Genomic DNA, 20,509 nt, shown 5'->3' with positions numbered 1-20,509 from the left:
AATCTCCCCATGCGCCCCGGAAGCGGAAGTCCGGGGTCGCCCGAAATTGCTTAGGTCATCCGCCGCCGAACAGCTCATTCCGCGGCGACGATGCGCTCAACCCAAAAACAGCGTTGCGAATGCGGAGGGCCGCCGCTCGACGACCTTCGGCTTGTGCTCGACCGGCGGATGCAGCGCCGGCAATTGCAGCACGCTGACGCGCTGTCCCTCGACCAGCTGGGTCACCAGGACATGGCTGCCGTCGGGGAATTCGACCGCGTCATGATGCCGATCGGGCACGTCGGGCTCGACTTCGTTGAATACGCCGACGCGATAGTTCAGCGTCTTGGTCCAGATCCAGCGGCTGTCGTAGCGAACGTTCTCGGCGAAAGCGAGCTCGGTGCCCGGCAGCATGCAGACCGCGACAGTGGGATCGTTCTCCGAAGCAAAGCCGCGGGTCGACGTGCCGCGGAACGTCGTCGTGATCAGCGTCTCTCCGACAATGGCGGGGCGCGATGCCACGGCGTGCAGACTATAGTCACACATCGGATGGCTCCTCATTTCGAGGTAGCGACCCGTGCCTCTCCTTGAGGCATTAGGGCCTCTACCAGAGTGGACGATAGCGAACGAGCTTCTGCTCGTTTCTGGGCGATTGTACGACTGGTCCGAGACCGCCTCCGATCACAAACACGCGACGCTGCGCGAGAGGTATCGGAGCGCATCGGGCAGGCCGTACGCTACACTATCATGCAAGGAACGATCCGACGTGTTGCTCGTTCCCGGCCGCCGCAAGTATTTGCAATTCAGTATTTGCGATAAAGCCCGATCAGCTTGCCTTGGATGCGGACCCGGTTCGGCGGCAGGATGCGCACTTCATAGGCGGTGTTGGCCGGCTCGAGCGCGATCGATGCGCCGCGGCGGCGGAAGCGCTTCAGGGTGGCTTCCTCCTCGTCGATCAGCGCCACCACGATGTCGCCGGTATTGGCGACGTCGTTGCGCTGGATCAGCGCCATGTCGCCGTCGAGGATGCCGGCATCGACCATCGAGTCGCCGCGCACCTCGAGCGCATAGTGCTCGCCGGCGCCGAGCATGTCGGGCGGCACGCTGATGGTGTGGCTGCGGGTCTGCAGCGCCTCGATCGGCGTACCGGCGGCGATCCGGCCCATCACGGGGACCGCGACCGGACGGTTGCCGTCGTCCTCGGCGATCGGCGGCGTGCTGGCGCGCCGGCCGAGGGTGCCTTCGATGACGCTGGGCGTGAAGCCGCGGCGGCCGTTGCCGCCGCCGGCCGACAGTTCGGGCAGCTTGATGACCTCGATGGCGCGGGCGCGGTTCGGCAGGCGGCGGATGAAGCCGCGCTCCTCCAGCGCAGTGATCAGGCGGTGGATACCGGACTTCGAGCGCAGGTCGAGCGCATCCTTCATCTCGTCGAAGGAGGGCGGTACGCCGGCCTCTTTCAGACGTTCATTGATGAAACGCAGAAGTTCGTACTGTTTGCGCGTGAGCATCTCGAGTATTCCCCCGGTTGATAGCGTCGTTCGATTCCGAGACTCTTCTGGCAGGGCCTGCAGGCGGGACCTGACCTCAGGAGCATGTGCTCGTTGCACCTGCTTCCACGCGGCTTCCCGATTGTAGACACCAGTACTCGAAACAAATCATGAACGGACACTATATGTTCGATATGTGTTCCGCAACCACTTAATTTCCGGTGAACGGATCAGGCAACGCACAATCGGCGGGGCGCGAAAAACCTTATTCGGGCAGTGTCAGGATCTCGCATTCGCTGCCTTTGACGGCCGCAGCCGCGAACGGCGGACGCACGAGAAGTGCCCGTGCCGCAGCGAGATTCCTGAGCAGCGACGAGTCCTGCTGCGTCACCGGCGTCGCGATCAGCGTGCCGTCCTCGCGCGCTTCGAGCCATGCACGCAGATAGTCCTCGCGCTGGTCGTTGGCGGCGAGGTCGCGGCCGAGCAGGGCGCTCGTGCGGCGATGATGAATCACTTTCCGGCCGTTCAGCGCCCGAATCAACGGCACCAGGAACAGGAAGGCGCAGACATAGGACGACACCGGATTGCCGGGCAGGCCGATCACCCGCATCGCGCCGAGCCGGCCATGCATCATCGGCTTGCCGGGCCGCATCGCAATCCGCCAGAACGTCATGTCGACGCCCTCGGCTTCCAGCGACCGTTTGACGAGATCGTGGTCGCCGACCGAGGCGCCGCCTGTCGTGATGAGGACATCGGCGCCGGCCTCGCGCGCCCGGCGGATGCCGGCCGTGGTCGCCTCCACCGTGTCGGCGGCAACGCCGAGGTCGACGGTCTCGGCGCCCTCGGCGCGCGCCAGCGCCCGCAGCGCGTAGCCGTTGGAATAGACGATCTGGCCGGGCCCGGGCTGCGAGCCCGGCATCACCAGCTCGTCGCCGGTCGCCAGCACCGCGACCTTCGGGCGGCGGCGCACCGCAAGTTCCGGATAGTTCATGGCGGCCGCCAGCGACAGCGCGCGGTCGGACAGGCGGCTGCCGCCGCTGAGCAGCACCTCGCCGGCACGGAAGTCGACCCCGGCCGGGCGGATGTGCCGTCCGACGCTGGCGGTCTCCGTGATCGTGATGTGGTCGCCGCCGTCGACGGCGGTGTCTTCCTGGATGATCACCGCGTCGGCGCCATTGGGGATCACGCCGCCGGTGAAGATCCGCACCGCCTCGCCGGCGCCGACCGTCCGCTCGAACGGCCGGCCGGCGGCGACTTCGCCGATCACCTTGAGCCGGGCCTTTAGATCAGCCGCATCGGCGGCGCGCACCGCATAGCCGTCCATCGCCGACATCGGCTGCGGCGGCTGGGTGCGCAGCGCCGCGAGGTCGTGCGCCAGCGTGCGGTGGTAGGCGGCATCGAGCGCGACCATCTCCTCCGGCAGCGGTTCGGCGCCGGCGAGGACGGCGGACAGGGCATCGGCAACCGGCATCAGGGCCACGCTCAGAGCTCCTCAATTCCCAATGTTCAAATACCAAGTGCGGTCAAAGCCCTTGCCACGTCATCCGTCGACGTCACGTGGATAGCATGAAGGCCGCGCGCCCGCGCACCTTCGATATTGGCGGCCAGGTCGTCGAAAAACAGGATCCGCGACGCCGGCACGCCGATGGCTTTTACCACATGATCATAGGCCTCGGCGTCGGGTTTGCGGAAGCCGATGCTCGAGGACAGGAAGACGTTGCGGAAATGGCTGAGCAGCTCGGCGTGGGTGACCGAGAAATGCGCGACATGGGCCGGATTGGTGTTGGAGAAGGCGTAGAGCGGCATCCGCTCGGCGGCCGCCGCGAGCAGCGGGGCGATGCCCGGCATCTCGCCGGTGAAGATCGCGTTCCAGCCTTCGAGGAACTGGGCGTCCGTGATGTCGATGCCGAGCGTCCGGCGCAGGCTTTCGAAGAACGCCGCGTCGTCGATCCGGCCGATCTCGTGATGCTTGAAACTGTCGTCGACGACAAAGCGCGTGGCGAGCTCGGCGGGCGCGCAGCCGGCATGCTGCGCCCAGTGCGCCACCACCTTGTCAAAGTTGATGTCGAGCACGACGCGGCCGATATCGAACAGCAGCACGTCGACGGAGTTGGGAGAGAATTGCGAGGTCATTGCGTGAAACCGTGTACGAGAATTGCGGGCAGGCGGCAATGTCCTCGATTTCAGTGACGGGTGTACGTGGCGTTGCATTCATCGCGAGACTGTTCCCGCGCACACCACCGTCGTCCCGGCGAAGGCCGGGACCCATAACCACAGGGTTGGGTTGTTGAGAGGAGGCTGTGGCCCCAGCGTCGCGCAACAATTCCCATTCGTGGTAATGGGTCCCGGCCTTCGCCGGGACGACGCCGGATGTGTTGTCGCTTGTGCGTCAAACATCCGCATTCTCGCGACATGATTTGTCCGAGCTTTGCTCTTCGTTTCACCCTATATTTTTCTATATTTTTGCTGCGGGGCTAGCCACGTCGGGCAACTCAGTGGCACGCGCGCGCGAGCTTTCAGGGCAGCAAGCGGCTCGACGCCTGCCGGCGGCTTGGTGCCCGCCGGGCGTCGCGCTCACAGCCTGGACAGCGCCAGGCCGAGGTAACCGATCAGCGCACCGGTGCTGAGAATGATGACGACGAGCGCCTGCTCCGAGCGTGCTTGCAAGGTTTTCCGGGTCACGGCGTTGGACGCTCCGTCTTCGAGATCATGCGGTCCAACGAACAGCATCGATTTCCGTTCCGGTCTTTCCCGGGGAACCTTCACGACGTGCCCATGCAGGCCGCACGCCCGGACGAGCGACGCGACGAACGCGGAACAGGAACGCAGGTCGGCTGCCTATGAGGGCGGCGCGATCCCCGGAACGGGGAAAGCGCGGCACATCTCGACGCTGTTCGACCTCAGTCGTTTGACGACCGCTGCATCTCCCTTCGACCGGAGGGATTCCGCAATGAGTTCGGCGATGAGGCGCATTTCGGGCTCGCCCATGCCGCGCGTGGTCGCCGCCGGCGTCCCGAGGCGAATGCCGCTCGGCTTGAGCGGCGGACGCGGATCGTCGGGAATGATCTGCTTGTTTGCGGTGATCCCGACGGCGTCGAGGATGTTCTCGGCCGCGCCGCCGTCCAGGCCGACGCTGGCCACCGTATCCACGACCATCATGTGATTGTCGGTTCCGCCGGTGATCAACGTCATGCCGCGTTCCATCAACGCTTCGGCCAGGACCTTCGCGTTGCGCATGACCAGCCTTGCATAGGCCTGAAAATCGGACGTCGATGCCTTCTTCAGCGTGACCGCGGTTCCGGCCACAACGTTCATGTGCGGACCGCCCTGCAATCCCGGGAACACCGACGCGTCAATCTTGCCGGCGAACTCCCGGCGACAAAGAACGATGCCGCCACGCGGCCCGCGAAGCGTTTTGTGCGATGTCGTCGTCATCACGTCGAAACCCGCATCGAGCGGATTGCGCAAGGCGTTGCCGGCGATCAGGCCGCCGTAATGGCTGACGTCGGCCATGGTCAGTGCACCCACCTCATCGGCGATGCTCTTGAAGGACGCATAATCCAGATCGCGCGGATAGGAGCTGTAGCCGCACAGCACCAGCTTCGGACGGACGTGCCGGGCCATGGCGCGGAGCTCATCGAAATCGATGGCGCCGCCGTTTGACGGCTGCGTCTTGTAACGGGCGAAGTTGAAGAGCCGCCCCATGTGCGACACGGGCGCGCCGTGGGTGAGATGGCCGCCGTGTGACAGGTCCATCGCCAATATCGTATCGCCGGGCTGCAGCAGGCCGAGATACACGGCCTGGTTCATTGGCGACCCGGACAGAGGCTGAACGTTGGCATGTTCGGCGCGGAACAGCGCACACGCTCGCTGTCGGGCAAGGTTCTCTATCTGGTCCGTAAATTCCTGGCCGCCGTAATAGCGGCGTCCCGGATAGCCCTCGGAATACTTGTTGGTGAACACCGATCCAAGCAGCTCAAGAACCTCGGGATATGTGTAGTTCTCCGACGGAATCAGCTCGACGCCGTCTTGCTGGCGGCGCTCTTCGCCCTCGAGCGCAAGGGCAACTTCCGAATCGTTGAGGTGGAGTTCATTGCGGAATGACGGCATGGTCCGGGCTCCCTAAGACGCTGGATCATCAGCTGAACGGGTTGCCCAGGCGAACGGCGTTAGAACCCTTCGCGCTTCACCGTGGTCAATTCCACGTAAGCTCGCCAGTCGCGCGAGGGGCGAATGAGCCTGCAGCTCATCGCGAGCAGCAGGCTATTCAATCCTCGGCGGTCCCGCAAGGGTTCCATAGCAGGCAGGGTTCCATAGCTGGCGTCGCCGGGAGGCTGACTGCGTAGCAGTAGCACCCGCGAATCTATTCCTTGACGAAAATGTGGGACTTTATCTTCCACTGCCCGTCGGGTTGGCGTTCAAGCAGTCTCACGGTGCTGCCAGAAATTGGCGCCGCCTTCTCATTTACCACTAGCGTGGCCGTGAAATGCGAGGTGGTGTAGGCGTAGTTTCCCATGGACAACACATCGACCAGCTCAACCTTGTGCTCTCTGACGCTTCTTCCCCGCCCGGCAAAGAAACTACGGATTGCCAAAGGGCCGGTGAGCGGCTGCGCACCGGGCGGCATCAATCTGCCGTCAGCGGTATACAATGGAAGCAGGGCATCGAAGTCTGCGTTGTTGATGGCGGCATCCCACTTGGCAGCCACAGAGGAAAGTTCGTCGGCAAGTGGGTCTGCTGCTGCATGACCAACGCAAGCACAAGTGAAGATCAAAAGCAGGGCGTATGAAAGAAGAGAAGGGCGGCTCATCCTTGCCTCCTTTAGCTGAGATGCTCAGCGCATGAGCGCATTCGCAAACGCTACAGCTGGGGGAAGCAGGGTCACTAGTCCAAAAAGTGGACTGGGAGAGGTGTCTTTCAGCTAGCTAAGACTTGCCCTGCGGCCGCAGACGCCTCACTGGCATATTTGCTACGTGGAAACCAAGCCCGCATGCTGTTCACAAGATGCTTAGGACCGTCGATCTCGATTTTGCCGAGCTCACGCGCCCGTAGCAGCGGCATCTCGTCTACGAAAATCTGCACAAGCGTCAGCAGACTCGCATAGAGGCTGATATCGACCTTGAAGCCGGGGTCATCCCAGCAGAGATCGGCTTCCTCCTTCTTCACAACAAACCACCAGCGCTTCGGCCGAGCGTCCGCAATCTCAATGTACAGCACGAAGTCGCATGGAATGTGCCTTAGATCGAACGAACGGCGCATATTCCACATGAGCCGGCCCGCGTGGAGTTCGTTCGGTGTGAGCTGGCTGCGAGCCCATTTGTGGCCCCAATAGCCCATTGCATCGATAATTGGCCTGGCTTCCCTGGCCGCCTGGGTTGGATGGTACTCCCAATGCCCGTTGTCGCCTGGTTGGCGTGAGACTAGCCCGGCCTCTTCTAGAGTTTGCAGGCGCTTGGAGAGGAGGGTCGGCGACATCTGTGGAATGCCGCGGCGAAGCTGGTTGAAGTGGCGGGACCCCAGCAGCAGTTCGCGGAGCAAGAGCGGGGTCCACCGCTCCGTGAGAATTTCCGCAGCTTTGGCTACGGGGCAAAATGATCCATAGCCTTTCATGACGAGAACTTTAGCATCACGAGGGCCACCAAGGTAGTCCAGTCTCTGGACTATGGTCCCAGGCGCGCCAGTATCGAGGCTCTCCTGTTACGCCTGGTACGCGACTTTCTCGGGACTCGGCCATTCGACGATGCGGCTCGATGTTCGGTTTGCCCGGAGGCAAATGCGGCTCGATTTACCGGTACGCGGCCTCGCTGGCGCCGCCACGGAGGCTCAGCGTTCGCCGAGGTCGGTCTGCGTCAGGATACCCTGCCGCAACGCGAGGCGGACCAGCTCGATATCCGTGCCGACGCCGAGCTTGTCCTTGATCAGGGAATGCAGGTTCGCGACCGTCTTCGGGCTGAGGTGCAGCGCCTCGGCGATCTCCTCGGTGGTGTTCTCCGCGAGCAGCATCCGCAGCACCTCGAATTCCCGCGCGGTCAGGAGGTCGGCAGCCTTCCTCTCGCCGGCAAGGTGGCTGAGCGCGAGCTCGTGGTCGATATCCGGGCTGATCGCGATCTTGCCCGACAGCGCATCCATCACGGCGTGCACCAGCGTCTCCGGCGGGCTGGTCTTGGTGACATAGCCGATCGCGCCGGCGCGGATCGCCTGCACGGCAAAGGCCGCGTTCTGGTGCATGGTGAACACCAGGATTTTTGCGCGCCTGTCCCACTGCCGGAGGCGGCGGATGGCCTCGATGCCGCCGATGCCGGGCATCGACAGGTCCATGATGACGAGGTCGGGCCCGGTCTCCTTGTAGAGGCGGTAGGCCTCGACGCCGTCGGAGGCTTCGGCGACGACGCAGAGGCCCGGCTGCTTCTGCAGCATCGCCCGGTAGCCCTCCCGGACGACGGCGTGGTCGTCGACCAGCATGATAGTTCGCGCGGCTTGGCTCATGCCGCGCGCTCCACCGGTGCGGCCTCTCGGCTGGCCGCGACGGGAACGATGACGCGGAGCGAGGAGCCGCTGGGCTGTCCGGTCTCGAAGCTGAGCCGCCCGCCCAGCGCAGCGACCCGTTCGCGCATGCCGAGCAGGCCGAGGCCGGACTTGAGCTGGGGATCGCCTTGTGGATCGCCGGGCTGGCCGTCATCGTCGATCGCGAGCGCGATCGCGCTGCCGCCGCCGGGCGGCGCCTCGCGCATCTCAAGCCGCAGCATCACGCGCGTCGCGCCGGCGTGCTTGGCGGCGTTGGTGAGCGCCTCCTGCACGATGCGGTAGAGATTGGCGCTGACGGAGGCCGCAAGGCGCTCGAACGATCCCGATATGATGATCTCGAACCGCGGCTGCCCCCGGCTGCGGCCGTTCCAGCCGGCGACCAGACCCTCGAGGCTGGCCGCAAGTCCGAGTTCGTCGACATCGGGCGGGCGGAGCCGGAAGAGGGCGCCGCGCAACGTCTCCATCATGTCGGTCGCGGTCCGCGCGATGCCGTCGCATTCGGCGAGCAAAGGCGGGCAATCCGCCGCCGCGGTCTGGCGCGCCGAGGCGGCGAGCGCACGGATGGCGGCCAGCGACTGCCCGAACTCGTCATGCAGCTCGCGCGCGAGGTGCCGGCGCTCCTCGTCCTGCACCAGGATCAGTTTTTGCGTCAGCGCGTTGCGGTCGGAGAGTGCGGCGGCGAGGCGCTCGGCGAGCTGGTTGAAGACGTCGCCGATCGCCGACAGTTCGGCGAGATCGAACGCCGGCAGGCGCGCGGCGAGGTCGCCTGCGGCGATCCGCTCGAGCCCGTCGCGGATCTGCCGCGTCGGACGCAGCGCGCGCGCCAGCGCCGCATAGACCAGGGCGCAGAGCAGCGGCAGCGCGATCATGAACACCGCCATCAGCCGGCCGGCATCGTGCCAGGCCTCGGCGGTCGGCACCGCCGGATCGATCCAGGCCACCGCCTCGCCAATGGCGTTGCCGCGCGAAACCACCTGCCGCACCGCCTCGCGGCCGGGATCGAACAGGCGGCGATAGAGCGCCGCGAAGGCTAGCGGCGGCGCGGCCGTGTCAGTCTGCGCGCCGCCGCAGAAGCGTTGGCTGATCTCGCCGCTATTGCTGCGAAAGGCGATGCACAGTCCCGGCGTCATGACCGTAGCGGCAACGCTGTCGAGATCGGGAAAGTCGGAACGCGCATTGTTCAGCCACTGGATCTTGCTCTGCTGCAGCTCCAGCGTCTTGGCGGCGACATCGGCAACGGCCGCGATCCGCCCGCGCACCGAGCGGTCGGCCTCGATCAGGAAATAGCCGGAGATGACGGCAAAGCAGAGCGTCGAAACGATCGCCACGCGCAACGTCAGCCGCAGTTTCAGATCGCTTCCGGACCAATTCCACATTGGCGTATCCTCAAGATCGCAGACGAGCCTCAGTGCGCGATCGCGGGCAGGGCCGTCATGCACATTAAACGGCAGAACGGAGGCGCCGAAAAGCGCCGCTATGGGCGCGGACCATCGTCGTGAAATTTTCCCGGCACCGGGCGGGAGGCACTCCGCTGCGGCGTGGAGGCCCGCCGGCCTAGGCTGCGACCGACCCGTCCGCACCAGCAGCTGAAAGGCCCCAATCATGCGTCAGCCCCGTCTCGTTGTGCTCTCTGTTGCTTTGATCGGCCTGCTGGCCGGAATCTGTCCTCTGCGCGCCGAGACCGGCGCCGCGACAGTGCTCCCGGTTGGCGTCAGCATCGACGATTTCGGCTATGTTGATACGTCGGGCGAGGTGATCGACCAGACCGCTGCGCACCAGAGGCGGCTGGATGCGTTGATGCGGACGCTGCGCGCCGATGTCGCCGCGGAGCCGCACTATCGCCTGGTGCCATCGACGGCGCCCGCGGGCGAGGCCCGGATCAAGGTTATCGGCGGCGTGCAGAAGATGAGCACGCTGATCCAGTGGGCCAAGGTGGCGGTCATCGACGTCAGCCAGAGCCAGGTGCTCTACGAGAAGCTCTACACGTTTCGTGGCGACACGGACGAGGCATGGGACCACGCGGCGATGTTCGTGTCGCGCGAGATGCGCCGCGCCCTTGCGGCCGCGCTGCCGCCGGCGCAGACCGCCGCTGCGGCGCCGATCGGGCTTGCGGTGTTCGAATTCGAGCTTGAGGACACCTCGGCGGCAACCGCGGCCGGCCTTGCCGGCTCCGATGCAGCCTATCTCGCCGATGTCACGAAGAGCGTGCGTGACCGGCTTGCGCAGTCGGGCCGCTACCGCCTGGTCGATACCGGCGGCGCGACCGCGGAGCCCGTCAAGGCACATGCGCTGCGCGACTGCGACGGCTGCGAGGCCGCGATCGCGCAGCAGCTCGGCGCCGATCAATCGCTGATCGGCGTGATCAGGCGGGTCAGCCGGACCGAATACACGGTCGGCTTCCAGCTGCGCGACGCCCGCAGCGGCGCGGTCGTCTCTCGCGGCGACAGCGGCCTGCGGATGGGCGCCGATTATTCCTGGACCCGTGGCGCGGTCCGCCTGGTCGGCGACCGCCTGCTCGAGGGCGGGGCGCAGCGCTAGGGATGCGTCGCGGCCGCGGCTGCAACTCTGGCAGGCGGACCATAGCAAAGTGCGATAGCTGCTAGACACACCGTCATCTGGCTCCGGGCTCATGCGTGCGCTATCACCGCCGTCTGATCACCGCACAGGAGCCGCCGATGCGTTTGCCCGCCATCCTCATCGCTCTCACGCTCGCCGCAAGCCCCGCGGCAGCGGAGGAGCTGTCGGGCACGCTGCAAAAGATCAAGGAAACGAAGAAGGTCACGCTCGGCTTTCAGGAGGCTTCCGTTCCCTTCAGCTATCTCGACGACAATCAGCGGCCGATCGGCTTTGCGCTCGACATCTGCCTGAAGATCGTCGATGCCGTGAAGAAGGAGCTCCGCGTATCTGACTTCGCCGTCGACTACCTCCCGGTGACCTCGTCGAACCGCATTCCGTTGATGGTCAACGGCACGATCGATCTGCATTGCTCGGCGACCACCAACAGCGCGGACCGCCAGAAGCAGGTGACCTTCACCAACACGCACTTTCTCAGCGCGACACGCTTTGCCGCCAAGAAATCCGCAGGCATCAACACGATCGACGATCTCAAGGGGAAGTCCGTCACCGCCGTTGCGGGCTCGGTGAACCTCACGCAGCTCATCAAGGTCAACACCGAACGCAAGCTCGGCATCAACGTCCTCCCCGCAAAGGACCAGGCCGAGGCGTTTTTGATGCTGGAGACCGATCGCGCCCAGGCCTACGCGCTCGACGACGTCCAGCTTGCGGTTGCGATCGCGCGATCGAAGCAGCCGGCGCTCTACATGATCAGCGAGGAGACGTTCTCGAAGGCAGAGCCGTTCGGAATCATGCTGCGCAGAGAGGACACCCCCTTCAAGACGCTCGCCGACCGCGCCACGGCGGAGCTCTACAAGAGCCCCGAGATCGAGGTCATGTACAGGAAGTGGCTGGAGGCGCCGACCCCGCCGAAAGGCATCAATTACAACGTGCCGATATCGCCGGCGCTGCGCCACGCCTTCGCCAATCCGAGCTCGAGCTTCGATCCCGATGTGTACGAGGTCGGCAAGTAACAGAAAGTAGCCCGCATGAGCAAAGCGACATGCGGGTAAGGTCCAGCTTGAATCGATGGCGGGACCCCGGATATCGCGCTCGCTCATCCGGGCTACAATTGGCCGACAGGGCGGCGGAAAACAGATCGCCGCGTCCAGCCATCAATCCATGGAACGGCTTTTCGCGCGCATGGCGAAAAACGAAATAGCGTCTCATATACATCGGGCGGTTTTCTCTTAAGCTCGCAGCAGTTGTGACTGTTGTTCAGGAGCTCAAGCCGGTGACTACGCCATTTTCGCTTTCGCGACGTTCTGCGCTCGGCGTGCTTGCCGGAAGTCTAATCACCGGTGGTGCGCGCGCGGAAACCGGGGCGGGGGGCGGCACCGATCTCAGCGGCGTTACATTGCGCGTTGCCTACTACAAGGGCGGCTGGCGCCAGCTGCTGCAGGCCGCGGGCGAGGACAAGACGCCGTACAGGATCGAGTGGAAGGAGCTCAACAACGGTGTGCTCCACATCGAGGCCTTGAACGGCGACGCGCTCGACATCGGTTCGGGCAGCGAGATTCCGGCGATGTTCGCGGCGCGCCAGAATGCCAAGGTGCGCTTCGTCGCCGTCACCCATGAGGATCTCAACATCCAGGTCACGGTGGCGGCGAAAGATGCGCCGATCCATTCGATCGCTGATCTCAAGGGAAAGCGCGTCGGCTATGTGCGCGCGACCACGGCGCATTATTTCCTCGCCAAGCAGCTCGAGGAAGCCGGCCTTGCGTTTGGCGATATCGAGGCCATCAATCTGACGCCGTCCGACGGTTATTCGGCGTTCGCCTCCGGCAAGCTCGATGCCTGGGCGATCTACGGTTATAACGGGCAACTCGCGATCGCCAAGCAGGGCGCGCGGCTGCTCAAGACCGGCGCCGGCTATCTCTCGGGGAATTTCCCGATCTACGCCAATCCGAAGGCCGTCGACGATCCGCTGCGTCACGCGGCCGTGAGCGATCTGCTGCTGCGGATCCAGCGCGCTTATGCGTTCGCCAACAAGAATTTTCCGGTGTATGCGGCCGCGCAGGTGGCGGAGACGCATCTGCCGTTGCAGGACATCCTCGACCAGTTCGCCCGTCGCAGCGACGACTTCGCGCTCGCCGGGGTGACGCCTGACGTGCCGGAGACGCACCAGAAGGTCGCCGACACCTTCCTCAAGCTCGGCGTGCTCGACGCGCGCGCGGAGGTTGGAAAATTCTGGGACACCAGCTTCAACGAAGCAATCGCGGCGGGCGCGGCGAGGCTCGCGAAGCTCTGACCGCGATCTGGCCTGTATAGGCTACGTCATTTGCGGGCGCGCCCGCGCAAATCGATTGTGGTTCTCGGACATCGTTCACTCACACCGCGACCAACAGCAGTCCGCGTGCACCTCCAATGATTTACGGCCCCAGCGTGACGGCTGGGGCCGCAGGAGGTGGTGTGTGCCTCTGGGGCAATGAATCAGAGGACAGCCACTGAACCGCACACCGATGACAATGTTCCAACAGGCTGCGGCCAGCCGTGCCATGCTGCCATGCAGACTGAGAAGCTTGCGGACCGCGCCAGGACCGTACCATCATGACGTCGGCCGGCCCGAATCGAATGCGGGCCCGGTGGACGCCCCCCAGCGTCGGCTCTCGGCCCCAAAGGGTGCCGGGGTCACATTTCCGCTTGCAGCTGATTTTTTCCGTTATGCCGATTGTTCTGCGGAGCCGACATTGAACCACGACGCATTGGCCAAGCTCACCGTCACCATCATTGTCCTGGTCGCGTTGCTGGTATGGCGCGTTGCCGACCAGAAGAAGTCGATTGAATGCGGAGCAAATTGCCCGACTGACCTCTCCGCGAGCCGCAAGGCCGCTCAATAGGATCGGAACACCTTCGCTCGACGGCTCGCGTCGAACCCGCGCCGATCAGCGAACGTTGCCGGCGCCATCCGGGTTATGGCGCGCCGCCTAGCGCTTTGCAGGTGGGCCGCTCTTGTTGCCGGGCTGTCCCTTGATGTTCGACGAATCCTGTTCCTGGACATGCAGGTTTTGCGAGTTCGAGCCGACCGTGCCTTGCTTGGCGGGCGGCCCGCTCTTGTTGCCCGGCGCGCCGGCGATCCCGGTTCCGGAACTCTGAGCGCTCGGAGACGTCGCGGCATCTGGGGAACCGGCGGCCGTATCGGGGCGTCCGGGAGGCGTTGCGGCCGCGCCGGGCCTGTCCTGATCGCCGACATAACCGGATTCACCGGAGTTGCGGGTCTTGGCGCCCTTGTCGGCCTCGTTTTGCAGGTTCTGGGCAGCGGCGTGTTGCGCCAGGATCGGGCCGGTTGCCATGGCACCGGCGATGAGCAGTGCGATCGTGCGGGTCCTCATGAGTGTCCCTCCTCTGGGTTGCCGGGGACAACACGCATTGCGATCATCATTTCCTATGCGCGCGAAAAATCGCCGCGAGGGAACAGGCATGGCGAACGTGCCGCGGCCCGCTTCGGCGATGCTAGGGCGCGATCCGTTCGAGCGGCCAATTGCGGCCGCCGGCGTGCCTCTATCGGCCATCGCGCGGTGCGTATATCGTCCGCGCCAAACACAAGATCGGTCCCGCGCGCCGGGTAACGACGCATAATGAGGAAGCGATGTCCGACATGCTGCTGTTTTCGCCAATGACCATCCGCGGCGTCACGCTGAAGAACCGCATCGTGGTGCCGCCGATGCACCAATATTCCGCCGAGAAGGGCTTTCCGACCGACTGGCATCTGATGAATGCCGGCAAGTTCGCCGCCGGCGGCGCCGGTCTCGTGATCGTCGAATCGACCAAGGTCGAGCGGCGCGGCTGCGGCACGATCGGCGATCTCGGCATCTGGGACGACAAGTTCATCGCGCCGCTCAGCCGCCTCGTCGGCTTCATCAAGCAGCAGAACGCGGTCGCCGGCATCCAGCTCGGCCATTCCGGGCGCAAGGCGCGTGCGAGCCGGCCCTGGGAGGGCGATCGTCCGCTCGAACGCACCGCCGAGATCGAGGATTGGGATGCCTGGACGCCGGTGGCGCCGAGCGCGATCGCCCATAGCGAGCGCTGGCCGGTGCCGCGCGCGCTGGACACGCATGAGGTGAAGGACCTCGTCGCGGCCTGGGGGCAGGCGGCACGACGCGCGCATCAGGCAGGGTTCGAGGTGCTGGAACTGCACGGCGCCCATGGCTATCTCGTGCACGAATTCCTCTCCGGGCGCTCCAACCAGCGCAGCGACGAATATGGCGGCTCGGAAGCCAACCGGATGCGCTTCCTGACCGAGGTCACCGAGGCGGTGCGGGCGCACTGGCCGGATCACAAGCCGCTGTTCGTGCGGCTGTCGGTCGAGGACAATGCCGGCTGGGGCCCTGAGCAGAGCGCGCGGCTCGCCAGGATCCTGAAAGCGAAGGGCGTCGATGTGATCGACTGCTCATCGGGCGGAATCAGCGAGATGGCGCCGATCCTGGGCAAGGAGATCAAATACAACTATCAGGTGCCGCTCGCGGAATATGTCCGCGCCCATGCCGATATCATGACCATGGCGGTCGGCCTGATCATCCACGGGGACCAGGCCGAACAAATCCTGCGTGATAAACAAGCAGATTTGATCGCCGTCGGCCGGGAAATCCTCAATAACCCGAACTGGCCGATGGACGCCGCGCTCAAGCTAGGCGTCGAGGGGCCGTTCCGCAATGTTCCTCCGCAGTTCGGCTATTGGCTGGGCACGCGGGCCAAGCGGGGATTCGGCACCCAGCCGTCGACCTGGCAGAACGGGTTGCGGGAGACTGGGCCAAAGGCCGACGAAAGGCTGACAGGGGGCTGACAAGAGGCCGATCCGGGCACCGTGACAGGACCGTAATGGTCCGGTGACAGGGCGGCCTTGATCCGACCAAAAAGCCGTTGTGTGGTGCCCCGCGTCGGGGTGGGGCCGAATGTTGCGAAACGTTGCCGGCCGTTAGCGAAGGGATCACGGATAATGCGCAAACATGTTGGCTTCTTGCTCGGGACGGTCGCGGGCGCGTGTCTCACCCTGCTCGTGGCCTCGCCGCAGGGCGCGCATCTGTTCGCCGTCGCCAACGCCGCCGCGCATTCCGACAACAGCAACACCTATTCGCAGCTCAATCTGTTCGGCGAGGTGTTCGAGAAGGTCAAGACCGACTACGTCGAGAAGCCCGAGGACTCCAAGCTCGTCGAGGGCGCGATCAACGGCATGATCTCCTCGCTCGATCCGCACTCCCGCTACATGAACGAGAAGGGCTGGGCGGAGATGCAGGAGACCACGCATGGCGAGTTCGGCGGGCTCGGCATCGAGGTCACGATGGAGGACGGCTTCGTCAAGGTGGTAGCGCCGATCGACGACACGCCGGCCTCGCGCGCCGGCATCATGTCGGGCGACGTGATCACCTCGATCGACGACGACCAGATCCAGGGCATGACGCTCGATCAGGCCGTCAACAAGATGAAGGGCGCGCCCAACAGCTCGATCCGGCTGAAGATCATCCGCAAGGACGCCGACAAGCCGATCGAGGTCTCGATCGTCAGAGAGATCATCCGCGTGCGTCCGGTGAAGTATCACGTCGAGGGCGGCGACATCGGCTATATCAGGATCACCTCGTTCAACGAGCAGACCACCGAAGGGCTGCGCAAGGCGATCGGCGATATCCAGAAGCAGGTCCCGCAGGACAAGCTCGCCGGCTACGTCGTCGACCTCCGCAACAATCCCGGCGGCCTGCTCGACCAGGCGGTCTCGGTGACCTCGACCCTGATGCAGCGCGGCGAGGTGGTCTCGACCCGCGGCCGCAATCCCGAGGAAACCCAGCGCTTCACCGCGCATGGCGGCGACATGACCAAGGGCAAGCCGCTCGTCGTGCTGATCAACGGCGGCTCGGCCTCGGCCTCCGAGATCGTCGCCGGTGCGCTGCACGACCACAAGCGCGCGACCCTGATCGGCACCCGCTCGTTCGGCAAGGGCTCGGTGCAGACCATCATTCCGCTCGGCACCGGCAACGGCGCGCTGGCGCTGACCACGGCGCGCTATTTCACGCCGTCGGGCCATTCGATCCAGGCGCTTGGCATCAAGCCCGACATCGAGGTGCTGCAGGACGTGCCGGACGAGTTCAAGACCCGCTCGGAAATCAAGGGCGAGGCCTCGATGCGCGGCCATCTCTCCGCCGAGGGCGCCGAGCAGACCGGCTCGCAGTCCTACGTCCCGCCGGACGAGAAGAATGACAAGGCGCTGGCTGCCGCCTTCAACCAGCTGCGCGGTGTCACCGTCAATGCCGATGCCAAGAACGCCGACACCAAGGCCGCGCAGAAGCGGCCGGTGCCGAACTAGAACCGGTAGCCCGGATGGCTCCATCCGGGCTACGCAGCTGCCAAAATATCGAAAACAACCCCATGCAAAGGAGCCCGCGGTGGCTGGCGCTCGACCAATTTGACACGTCGGGCAATTTCAGGGTATTCTTCTAATATTCCGAAATTGTGCAGACGCCCCCCCTCGGGCTCGTGACTTCCGAGCAGCCTTACGCCGCGCCAGCGACGGGTTTGCGCCGGCGCGTGGTGCTCGCGCCCGCAGCGGGGCCGCGGCGATGCCTAGCCAGCAGCTCGCGGATCTGGGCGGCGGGCTTCGGCGGGCTGAACAGATAGCCCTGCATTTCCGAGCAGCCGAGCTCGCGCAGCAATTGCTGCTGCTGCGCGGTCTCGACGCCTTCCGCCGTCGTCGTCATGCTGCGCTCGGCGGCGATGTTGACGACCGCCTCGACGATGCCGGCCGAGCCTTGCGGATCGGCGATGTCGGTGACGAAGCAGCGGTCGATCTTGATCTTGTCGAACGGGAACCGCTTCAGGTAGCTCAGCGACGAATAGCCGGTGCCGAAATCGTCGAGCGCGATCCTGATCCCGATGGCGCGCAGCTGGTGCAGCGCGGCCAGCGCCGTCTCGTCGTCGCGGATCAGCACCGCCTCGGTGATCTCGAGCTCGAGCCGGCTCGCTGACAGCCCCGACGATGCAAGCGCCGCGATCACCTTGAGCGCCAGCGTGCCGCTGCGGAACTGCACCGGCGAGACGTTGACGGCGAGCCTGACGTGGTCGGGCCAGTTCACGGCTTCCTTGCAGGCCGTCATCAGCACCCATTCGCCGAGCTGGTTGATTAGGCCGGTCTCTTCTGCAATCGGCACGAATTCGGCCGGCGAGATCATGCCGCGCTGTGGATGACGCCAGCGCACCAGCGCCTCGCAGCCGGTGATCTCGTTGCTGCGCAGATCGACGCAGGGCTGGTAATGCACTTCGAGCCCGCTGCCGGCGGCGATCGTCTGCCGCAGCTCCATCTCGAGCTCGCGGCGGGCGCGGGCGTCGGCATCCATCGCCGGCTCGAAGAAGCGGAAGACGCGCCGGCCGGCCGACTTCGCTGCATACATCGCAAGATCGGCGTTCTTCATGATCTGGTCGAGATCGGTGCCGTCCTTCGGCGCCAGCGCGATGCCGATGCTGGCGTCGGTCGTGACCTGATGGCCGAGGCATTGATAGGGCGCGCGGATCACCTCGTAGATGCGCGCGACGAGGTCGGTGACCTCGGCCTCGCTCTTCACCCCGGTCTGCACGATCGCGAACTCGTCGCCGCCGAGGCGGGCGACGAAATCGCCGTCGCCGATCACGCCGCTCAGTGTCCGCGCCACGGACTTGAGAAGCTCGTCGCCCACCATGTGGCCGAGCGAGTCGTTGACGCCCTTGAATTCGTCGATGTCGATATAGAGCACCGCAAGCTGGCTGTCGGGCGTGACATGCGGCAGCTCGCGCCTGATCTCCTCGTGGAACAGCGCGCGGTTCGGCAGGTCGGTGAGAGCATCGTAGTGGGCGAGATGCGTGATGCGCTCCTCGGCGCGGCGGCGCTCGGTGACGTCCTCGTGGGTCGCAAGCCAGCCGCCATCGGCCAGCGGCTCGTTGACGACCTGGATCGAGCGCCCGTCGGGCGTCGTGATCACCATGGTGTTGCGGATGCCGACGTCGCGCAGCACGAGATTGACGTAGCGCTCGACGTCGCCCTGGAACGAGCCGGTCCGGTGACGGTGCACGATGACGTCGCGGAAGCTGCAGCCGGGCCTGATGATGTCGGCCGACAAGCCGTACATCTCGATATAGCGCCTGTTGCAGATCACCAGGCGCTGCGCGGCATCGAACAGCAACAGCCCCTGCGTCATGTTGTTGACGGCGGTGTCGAGCCGCAGCTTCTCCAGCGTCAGGCGCTGCTGCTGGGCGCGATGCTGCTGCAACAGCTTGCGCACCACCAGCGTCAGCAGGATCGCGATCGCCAGCACCGAGATGCTGGTCACCGCGATCAGGATGCCGATCTGCTCGCGCCAGTTGGCGAGCGCCGCCTCCGTGGTGCTCGTCGCGACGACGACGATCGGGAATTTGGTCAGCGCGCGCGACGACACCAGGCGGTCCTTGCCGTCGACCGGGCTGGCGAGCCGCGTCGTGCTCTGCGGCAGCTCGAACACCTGCTGCTGATTGACCGGACCGTTGCGGAAATTCCTTCCGATCAGCTCCTCGACATGGGGGTAGCGCGCCAGCAGCGTGCCGTCGCGATGATGCATCGAGATCGCGGCGCCGTCGCCGAGCGCCACCGTGGAGAAGAACTTCTCGAAGGCCGCCGGCTCGATGCCGCGGCCGACCACACCGAGGAATTCGCCATGCGGACCGGTCACCTTGCGGACGATAACGGTGGTCCAGTTTCCGGTGATGCGGCTGACCACCGGCGCGACCTGCATGTCGGGCGAATAGGGGCTCGACTTGAAGATCTGGAAGTAGGCGCGGTCGGCAATGCTGGCCTGCGGCAGGGGCCAGGCGCCCGAGCTGTTGATCAGAACGCCGTCGGCGTCGAACACGTTGAGGCTGCCGACATTGGACAGCGCCTCCATCTTGGATTTGAGCATCGCATGGATGTCGGCGGCCGACATCCGGCGCTTGTAATTCTCCAGTGTCGCGATTGCGTTGTCGCGCATGAACGCGATCAGGTCGCGCTGGACGACCTCGAGATCGTCGAGCTGCTGGTCGAAATGCCGCGCCAGCAGCAGCACGGTGTTCTCGAGCTCGCGCTCGCTGTTGTGCAGGGCGCGATCGCGGAAATTCTCCGCCATCAGCGTGGCGCCGATCGCGATCGCGGCCATCAAGACGGCGCCGCCGAGGATCAGCCAGCGGATCGGACCGCTGCCGATCACCGAGGTGATGTTGAACGAGGCGCTGCCGTTTGGATTCATGTGCCGCAATCGCTTCCAGGCGTTTCACCCGGAAGTAGGTTTCGTGCACCCCCGGCCCGCGAAAGTCGTATCCAATCGAAATGGAGCGCGGGTTAGCGAGATTGGTTAACGAAATCTTGCGGACGGTCGCGGCAGGCCGTCGCTTGTGCATCGGTCGCGATCACGCGCCGGCGCGATAGTGCCCGGACTTGCCGCCGATCTTCTCGACGAGGTGGATGCCCTCGATGCGGATGCCGCGGTCGACCGCCTTGACCATGTCGTAGATCGTCAGGCATGCGACCGAGACCGCGGTCAGCGCCTCCATTTCGACGCCGGTCGGCCCCGTCACCTTGACGCTGGCGCGGACGATGCAGCCGGGCACCTTGCGGTCGGGTGTGATGTCGATCGTGACCTTGGTCAGCGCCAGCGGATGGCAGAGCGGGATCAATTCCGAGGTCCGCTTCGCGGCCATGATGCCGGATATCCGCGCGGTCGCCAGCACGTCGCCCTTCTTGGCCTGGCCGGTCTCGATCAGCGCCAGCGTCGCCTTGCTCATCACGACGCGGCCTTCGGCGACGGCGGTCCGTTCGGTCGCGGGCTTGGCCGACACGTCGACCATGCGCGCCTCGCCCTTGGCGTCGATGTGGGTGAGGGCGGTGCCGGGGCCGGACTGCTCGGCCTTGGTCTTGCCCTTGCTCTTCCGCGCCATCG

At 65.1% G+C, this 20,509-nt stretch carries 19 protein-coding genes and 1 riboswitch; of the genes, 6 read left to right on the top strand and 13 right to left on the bottom strand.

What is annotated here, in order from left to right; genetic code table 11:
- Positions 1-96: 96 nt before the first annotated feature.
- The 10 genes from IF803_RS05745 to IF803_RS05700 all read right to left on the bottom strand — a co-directional run bounded on the left by IF803_RS05745 (position 97) and on the right by IF803_RS05700 (position 9,367).
- Positions 97-525 carry a hypothetical protein gene (locus IF803_RS05745; protein WP_411782555.1) on the bottom strand — a complete coding sequence of 143 codons (429 nt, stop codon included), beginning with the start codon at positions 523-525 and terminating at the stop codon, positions 97-99.
- 257 nt (positions 526-782) lie between these two features.
- Positions 783-1,487 (bottom strand): transcriptional repressor LexA, encoded by a 705-nt coding sequence (lexA, locus tag IF803_RS05740; protein ID WP_016841600.1) that lies wholly within the window; start codon positions 1,485-1,487, stop codon positions 783-785.
- A 244-nt stretch (positions 1,488-1,731) separates the two neighbouring features.
- Positions 1,732-2,946, bottom strand: coding sequence for a molybdopterin molybdotransferase MoeA (locus IF803_RS05735; protein WP_461191566.1), 1,215 nt, complete (start codon positions 2,944-2,946; stop codon positions 1,732-1,734).
- 26 nt (positions 2,947-2,972) lie between these two features.
- On the bottom strand, positions 2,973-3,599 hold the full coding sequence (locus IF803_RS05730; protein WP_461191565.1) for an HAD family hydrolase: 627 nt from the start codon (positions 3,597-3,599) through the stop codon (positions 2,973-2,975).
- A gap of 441 nt (positions 3,600-4,040) precedes the next feature.
- The gene (locus IF803_RS05725; protein WP_168855882.1) at positions 4,041-4,196 is read right to left on the bottom strand and encodes a hypothetical protein; all 156 of its coding nucleotides are present in this window, start codon (positions 4,194-4,196) and stop codon (positions 4,041-4,043) included.
- Positions 4,197-4,304: 108 nt separating this feature from the next.
- Positions 4,305-5,576 carry a serine hydroxymethyltransferase gene (locus tag IF803_RS05720; protein WP_461191564.1) on the bottom strand — a complete coding sequence of 424 codons (1,272 nt, stop codon included), beginning with the start codon at positions 5,574-5,576 and terminating at the stop codon, positions 4,305-4,307.
- Between the two features lie 36 nt (positions 5,577-5,612).
- Positions 5,613-5,698: riboswitch (ZMP/ZTP riboswitch) on the bottom strand.
- A gap of 131 nt (positions 5,699-5,829) precedes the next feature.
- Positions 5,830-6,276, bottom strand: a complete 447-nt coding sequence (locus IF803_RS05715) for a YybH family protein (RefSeq protein WP_461191563.1) — start codon at positions 6,274-6,276, stop codon at positions 5,830-5,832.
- A gap of 107 nt (positions 6,277-6,383) precedes the next feature.
- The gene (locus IF803_RS05710; RefSeq protein WP_028339681.1) at positions 6,384-7,076 is read right to left on the bottom strand and encodes a winged helix-turn-helix transcriptional regulator; all 693 of its coding nucleotides are present in this window, start codon (positions 7,074-7,076) and stop codon (positions 6,384-6,386) included.
- A gap of 213 nt (positions 7,077-7,289) precedes the next feature.
- Positions 7,290-7,952, bottom strand: coding sequence for a response regulator (locus IF803_RS05705; protein ID WP_461191562.1), 663 nt, complete (start codon positions 7,950-7,952; stop codon positions 7,290-7,292).
- On the bottom strand, positions 7,949-9,367 hold the full coding sequence (locus tag IF803_RS05700; protein WP_411782609.1) for a sensor histidine kinase: 1,419 nt from the start codon (positions 9,365-9,367) through the stop codon (positions 7,949-7,951). The genes IF803_RS05705 and IF803_RS05700 overlap by 4 nt, the downstream gene beginning before the upstream one ends.
- Positions 9,368-9,593: 226 nt before the next feature.
- On the opposite strand from IF803_RS05700, the gene IF803_RS05695 reads away from it, so the two are divergent.
- The 4 genes from IF803_RS05695 to IF803_RS05680 all read left to right on the top strand — a co-directional run bounded on the left by IF803_RS05695 (position 9,594) and on the right by IF803_RS05680 (position 13,444).
- Positions 9,594-10,529, top strand: coding sequence for a DUF3280 domain-containing protein (locus IF803_RS05695; RefSeq protein ID WP_461191561.1), 936 nt, complete (start codon positions 9,594-9,596; stop codon positions 10,527-10,529).
- A 137-nt stretch (positions 10,530-10,666) separates the two neighbouring features.
- On the top strand, positions 10,667-11,578 hold the full coding sequence (locus IF803_RS05690; protein ID WP_461191560.1) for an amino acid ABC transporter substrate-binding protein: 912 nt from the start codon (positions 10,667-10,669) through the stop codon (positions 11,576-11,578).
- Between the two features lie 260 nt (positions 11,579-11,838).
- A complete protein-coding gene (locus tag IF803_RS05685) occupies positions 11,839-12,855 on the top strand; it encodes an ABC transporter substrate-binding protein (protein ID WP_244435814.1) in 1,017 nt (338 codons plus the stop codon).
- Positions 12,856-13,294: 439 nt separating this feature from the next.
- On the top strand, positions 13,295-13,444 hold the full coding sequence (locus IF803_RS05680) for a hypothetical protein (protein ID WP_018271828.1): 150 nt from the start codon (positions 13,295-13,297) through the stop codon (positions 13,442-13,444).
- A gap of 87 nt (positions 13,445-13,531) precedes the next feature.
- Here the strand turns inward: IF803_RS05680 and IF803_RS05675 are convergent, their stop codons facing one another.
- A complete protein-coding gene (locus IF803_RS05675; protein ID WP_461191559.1) occupies positions 13,532-13,936 on the bottom strand; it encodes a hypothetical protein in 405 nt (134 codons plus the stop codon).
- 257 nt (positions 13,937-14,193) lie between these two features.
- On the opposite strand from IF803_RS05675, the gene IF803_RS05670 reads away from it, so the two are divergent.
- Positions 14,194-15,387: an NADH:flavin oxidoreductase/NADH oxidase gene (locus IF803_RS05670; protein ID WP_461191558.1), complete on the top strand. Its 1,194-nt coding sequence runs from the start codon at positions 14,194-14,196 to the stop codon at positions 15,385-15,387.
- Between the two features lie 153 nt (positions 15,388-15,540).
- Positions 15,541-16,899, top strand: coding sequence for a S41 family peptidase (locus tag IF803_RS05665; protein ID WP_461191557.1), 1,359 nt, complete (start codon positions 15,541-15,543; stop codon positions 16,897-16,899).
- 187 nt (positions 16,900-17,086) lie between these two features.
- Here the strand turns inward: IF803_RS05665 and IF803_RS05660 are convergent, their stop codons facing one another.
- Both IF803_RS05660 and moaC read right to left on the bottom strand, forming a co-directional pair.
- The gene (locus IF803_RS05660) at positions 17,087-19,819 is read right to left on the bottom strand and encodes a bifunctional diguanylate cyclase/phosphodiesterase (protein ID WP_461191556.1); all 2,733 of its coding nucleotides are present in this window, start codon (positions 19,817-19,819) and stop codon (positions 17,087-17,089) included.
- Between the two features lie 160 nt (positions 19,820-19,979).
- The gene (gene moaC, locus IF803_RS05655) at positions 19,980-20,507 is read right to left on the bottom strand and encodes a cyclic pyranopterin monophosphate synthase MoaC (RefSeq protein ID WP_461191555.1); all 528 of its coding nucleotides are present in this window, start codon (positions 20,505-20,507) and stop codon (positions 19,980-19,982) included.
- Between the last annotated feature and the right edge of the window lie 2 nt (positions 20,508-20,509).

Source organism: Bradyrhizobium sp. UFLA06-06 (assembly GCF_054820065.1).
Note: the sequence above shows the minus strand (reverse complement) of the source record. Positions and strands in the feature narration are given on the sequence as shown.

What these genes read in the sequence shown, in the direction of transcription:
- IF803_RS05745 (WP_411782555.1), bottom strand. Translation starts at nt 525, where the DNA reads ATGTGTGACTATAGTCTGCACGCCGTGGCATCGCGCCCCGCCATTGTC.
- lexA (WP_016841600.1), bottom strand. Translation starts at nt 1,487, where the DNA reads ATGCTCACGCGCAAACAGTACGAACTTCTGCGTTTCATCAATGAACGT.
- IF803_RS05730 (WP_461191565.1), bottom strand. Translation starts at nt 3,599, where the DNA reads ATGACCTCGCAATTCTCTCCCAACTCCGTCGACGTGCTGCTGTTCGAT.
- IF803_RS05725 (WP_168855882.1), bottom strand. Translation starts at nt 4,196, where the DNA reads ATGCTGTTCGTTGGACCGCATGATCTCGAAGACGGAGCGTCCAACGCC.
- IF803_RS05720 (WP_461191564.1), bottom strand. Translation starts at nt 5,576, where the DNA reads ATGCCGTCATTCCGCAATGAACTCCACCTCAACGATTCGGAAGTTGCC.
- IF803_RS05715 (WP_461191563.1), bottom strand. Translation starts at nt 6,276, where the DNA reads ATGAGCCGCCCTTCTCTTCTTTCATACGCCCTGCTTTTGATCTTCACT.
- IF803_RS05710 (WP_028339681.1), bottom strand. Translation starts at nt 7,076, where the DNA reads ATGAAAGGCTATGGATCATTTTGCCCCGTAGCCAAAGCTGCGGAAATT.
- IF803_RS05705 (WP_461191562.1), bottom strand. Translation starts at nt 7,952, where the DNA reads ATGAGCCAAGCCGCGCGAACTATCATGCTGGTCGACGACCACGCCGTC.
- IF803_RS05700 (WP_411782609.1), bottom strand. Translation starts at nt 9,367, where the DNA reads ATGTGGAATTGGTCCGGAAGCGATCTGAAACTGCGGCTGACGTTGCGC.
- IF803_RS05695 (WP_461191561.1), top strand. Translation starts at nt 9,594, where the DNA reads ATGCGTCAGCCCCGTCTCGTTGTGCTCTCTGTTGCTTTGATCGGCCTG.
- IF803_RS05690 (WP_461191560.1), top strand. Translation starts at nt 10,667, where the DNA reads ATGCGTTTGCCCGCCATCCTCATCGCTCTCACGCTCGCCGCAAGCCCC.
- IF803_RS05675 (WP_461191559.1), bottom strand. Translation starts at nt 13,936, where the DNA reads ATGAGGACCCGCACGATCGCACTGCTCATCGCCGGTGCCATGGCAACC.
- IF803_RS05670 (WP_461191558.1), top strand. Translation starts at nt 14,194, where the DNA reads ATGTCCGACATGCTGCTGTTTTCGCCAATGACCATCCGCGGCGTCACG.
- IF803_RS05665 (WP_461191557.1), top strand. Translation starts at nt 15,541, where the DNA reads ATGCGCAAACATGTTGGCTTCTTGCTCGGGACGGTCGCGGGCGCGTGT.
- IF803_RS05660 (WP_461191556.1), bottom strand. Translation starts at nt 19,819, where the DNA reads ATGAATCCAAACGGCAGCGCCTCGTTCAACATCACCTCGGTGATCGGC.
- moaC (WP_461191555.1), bottom strand. Translation starts at nt 20,507, where the DNA reads ATGGCGCGGAAGAGCAAGGGCAAGACCAAGGCCGAGCAGTCCGGCCCC.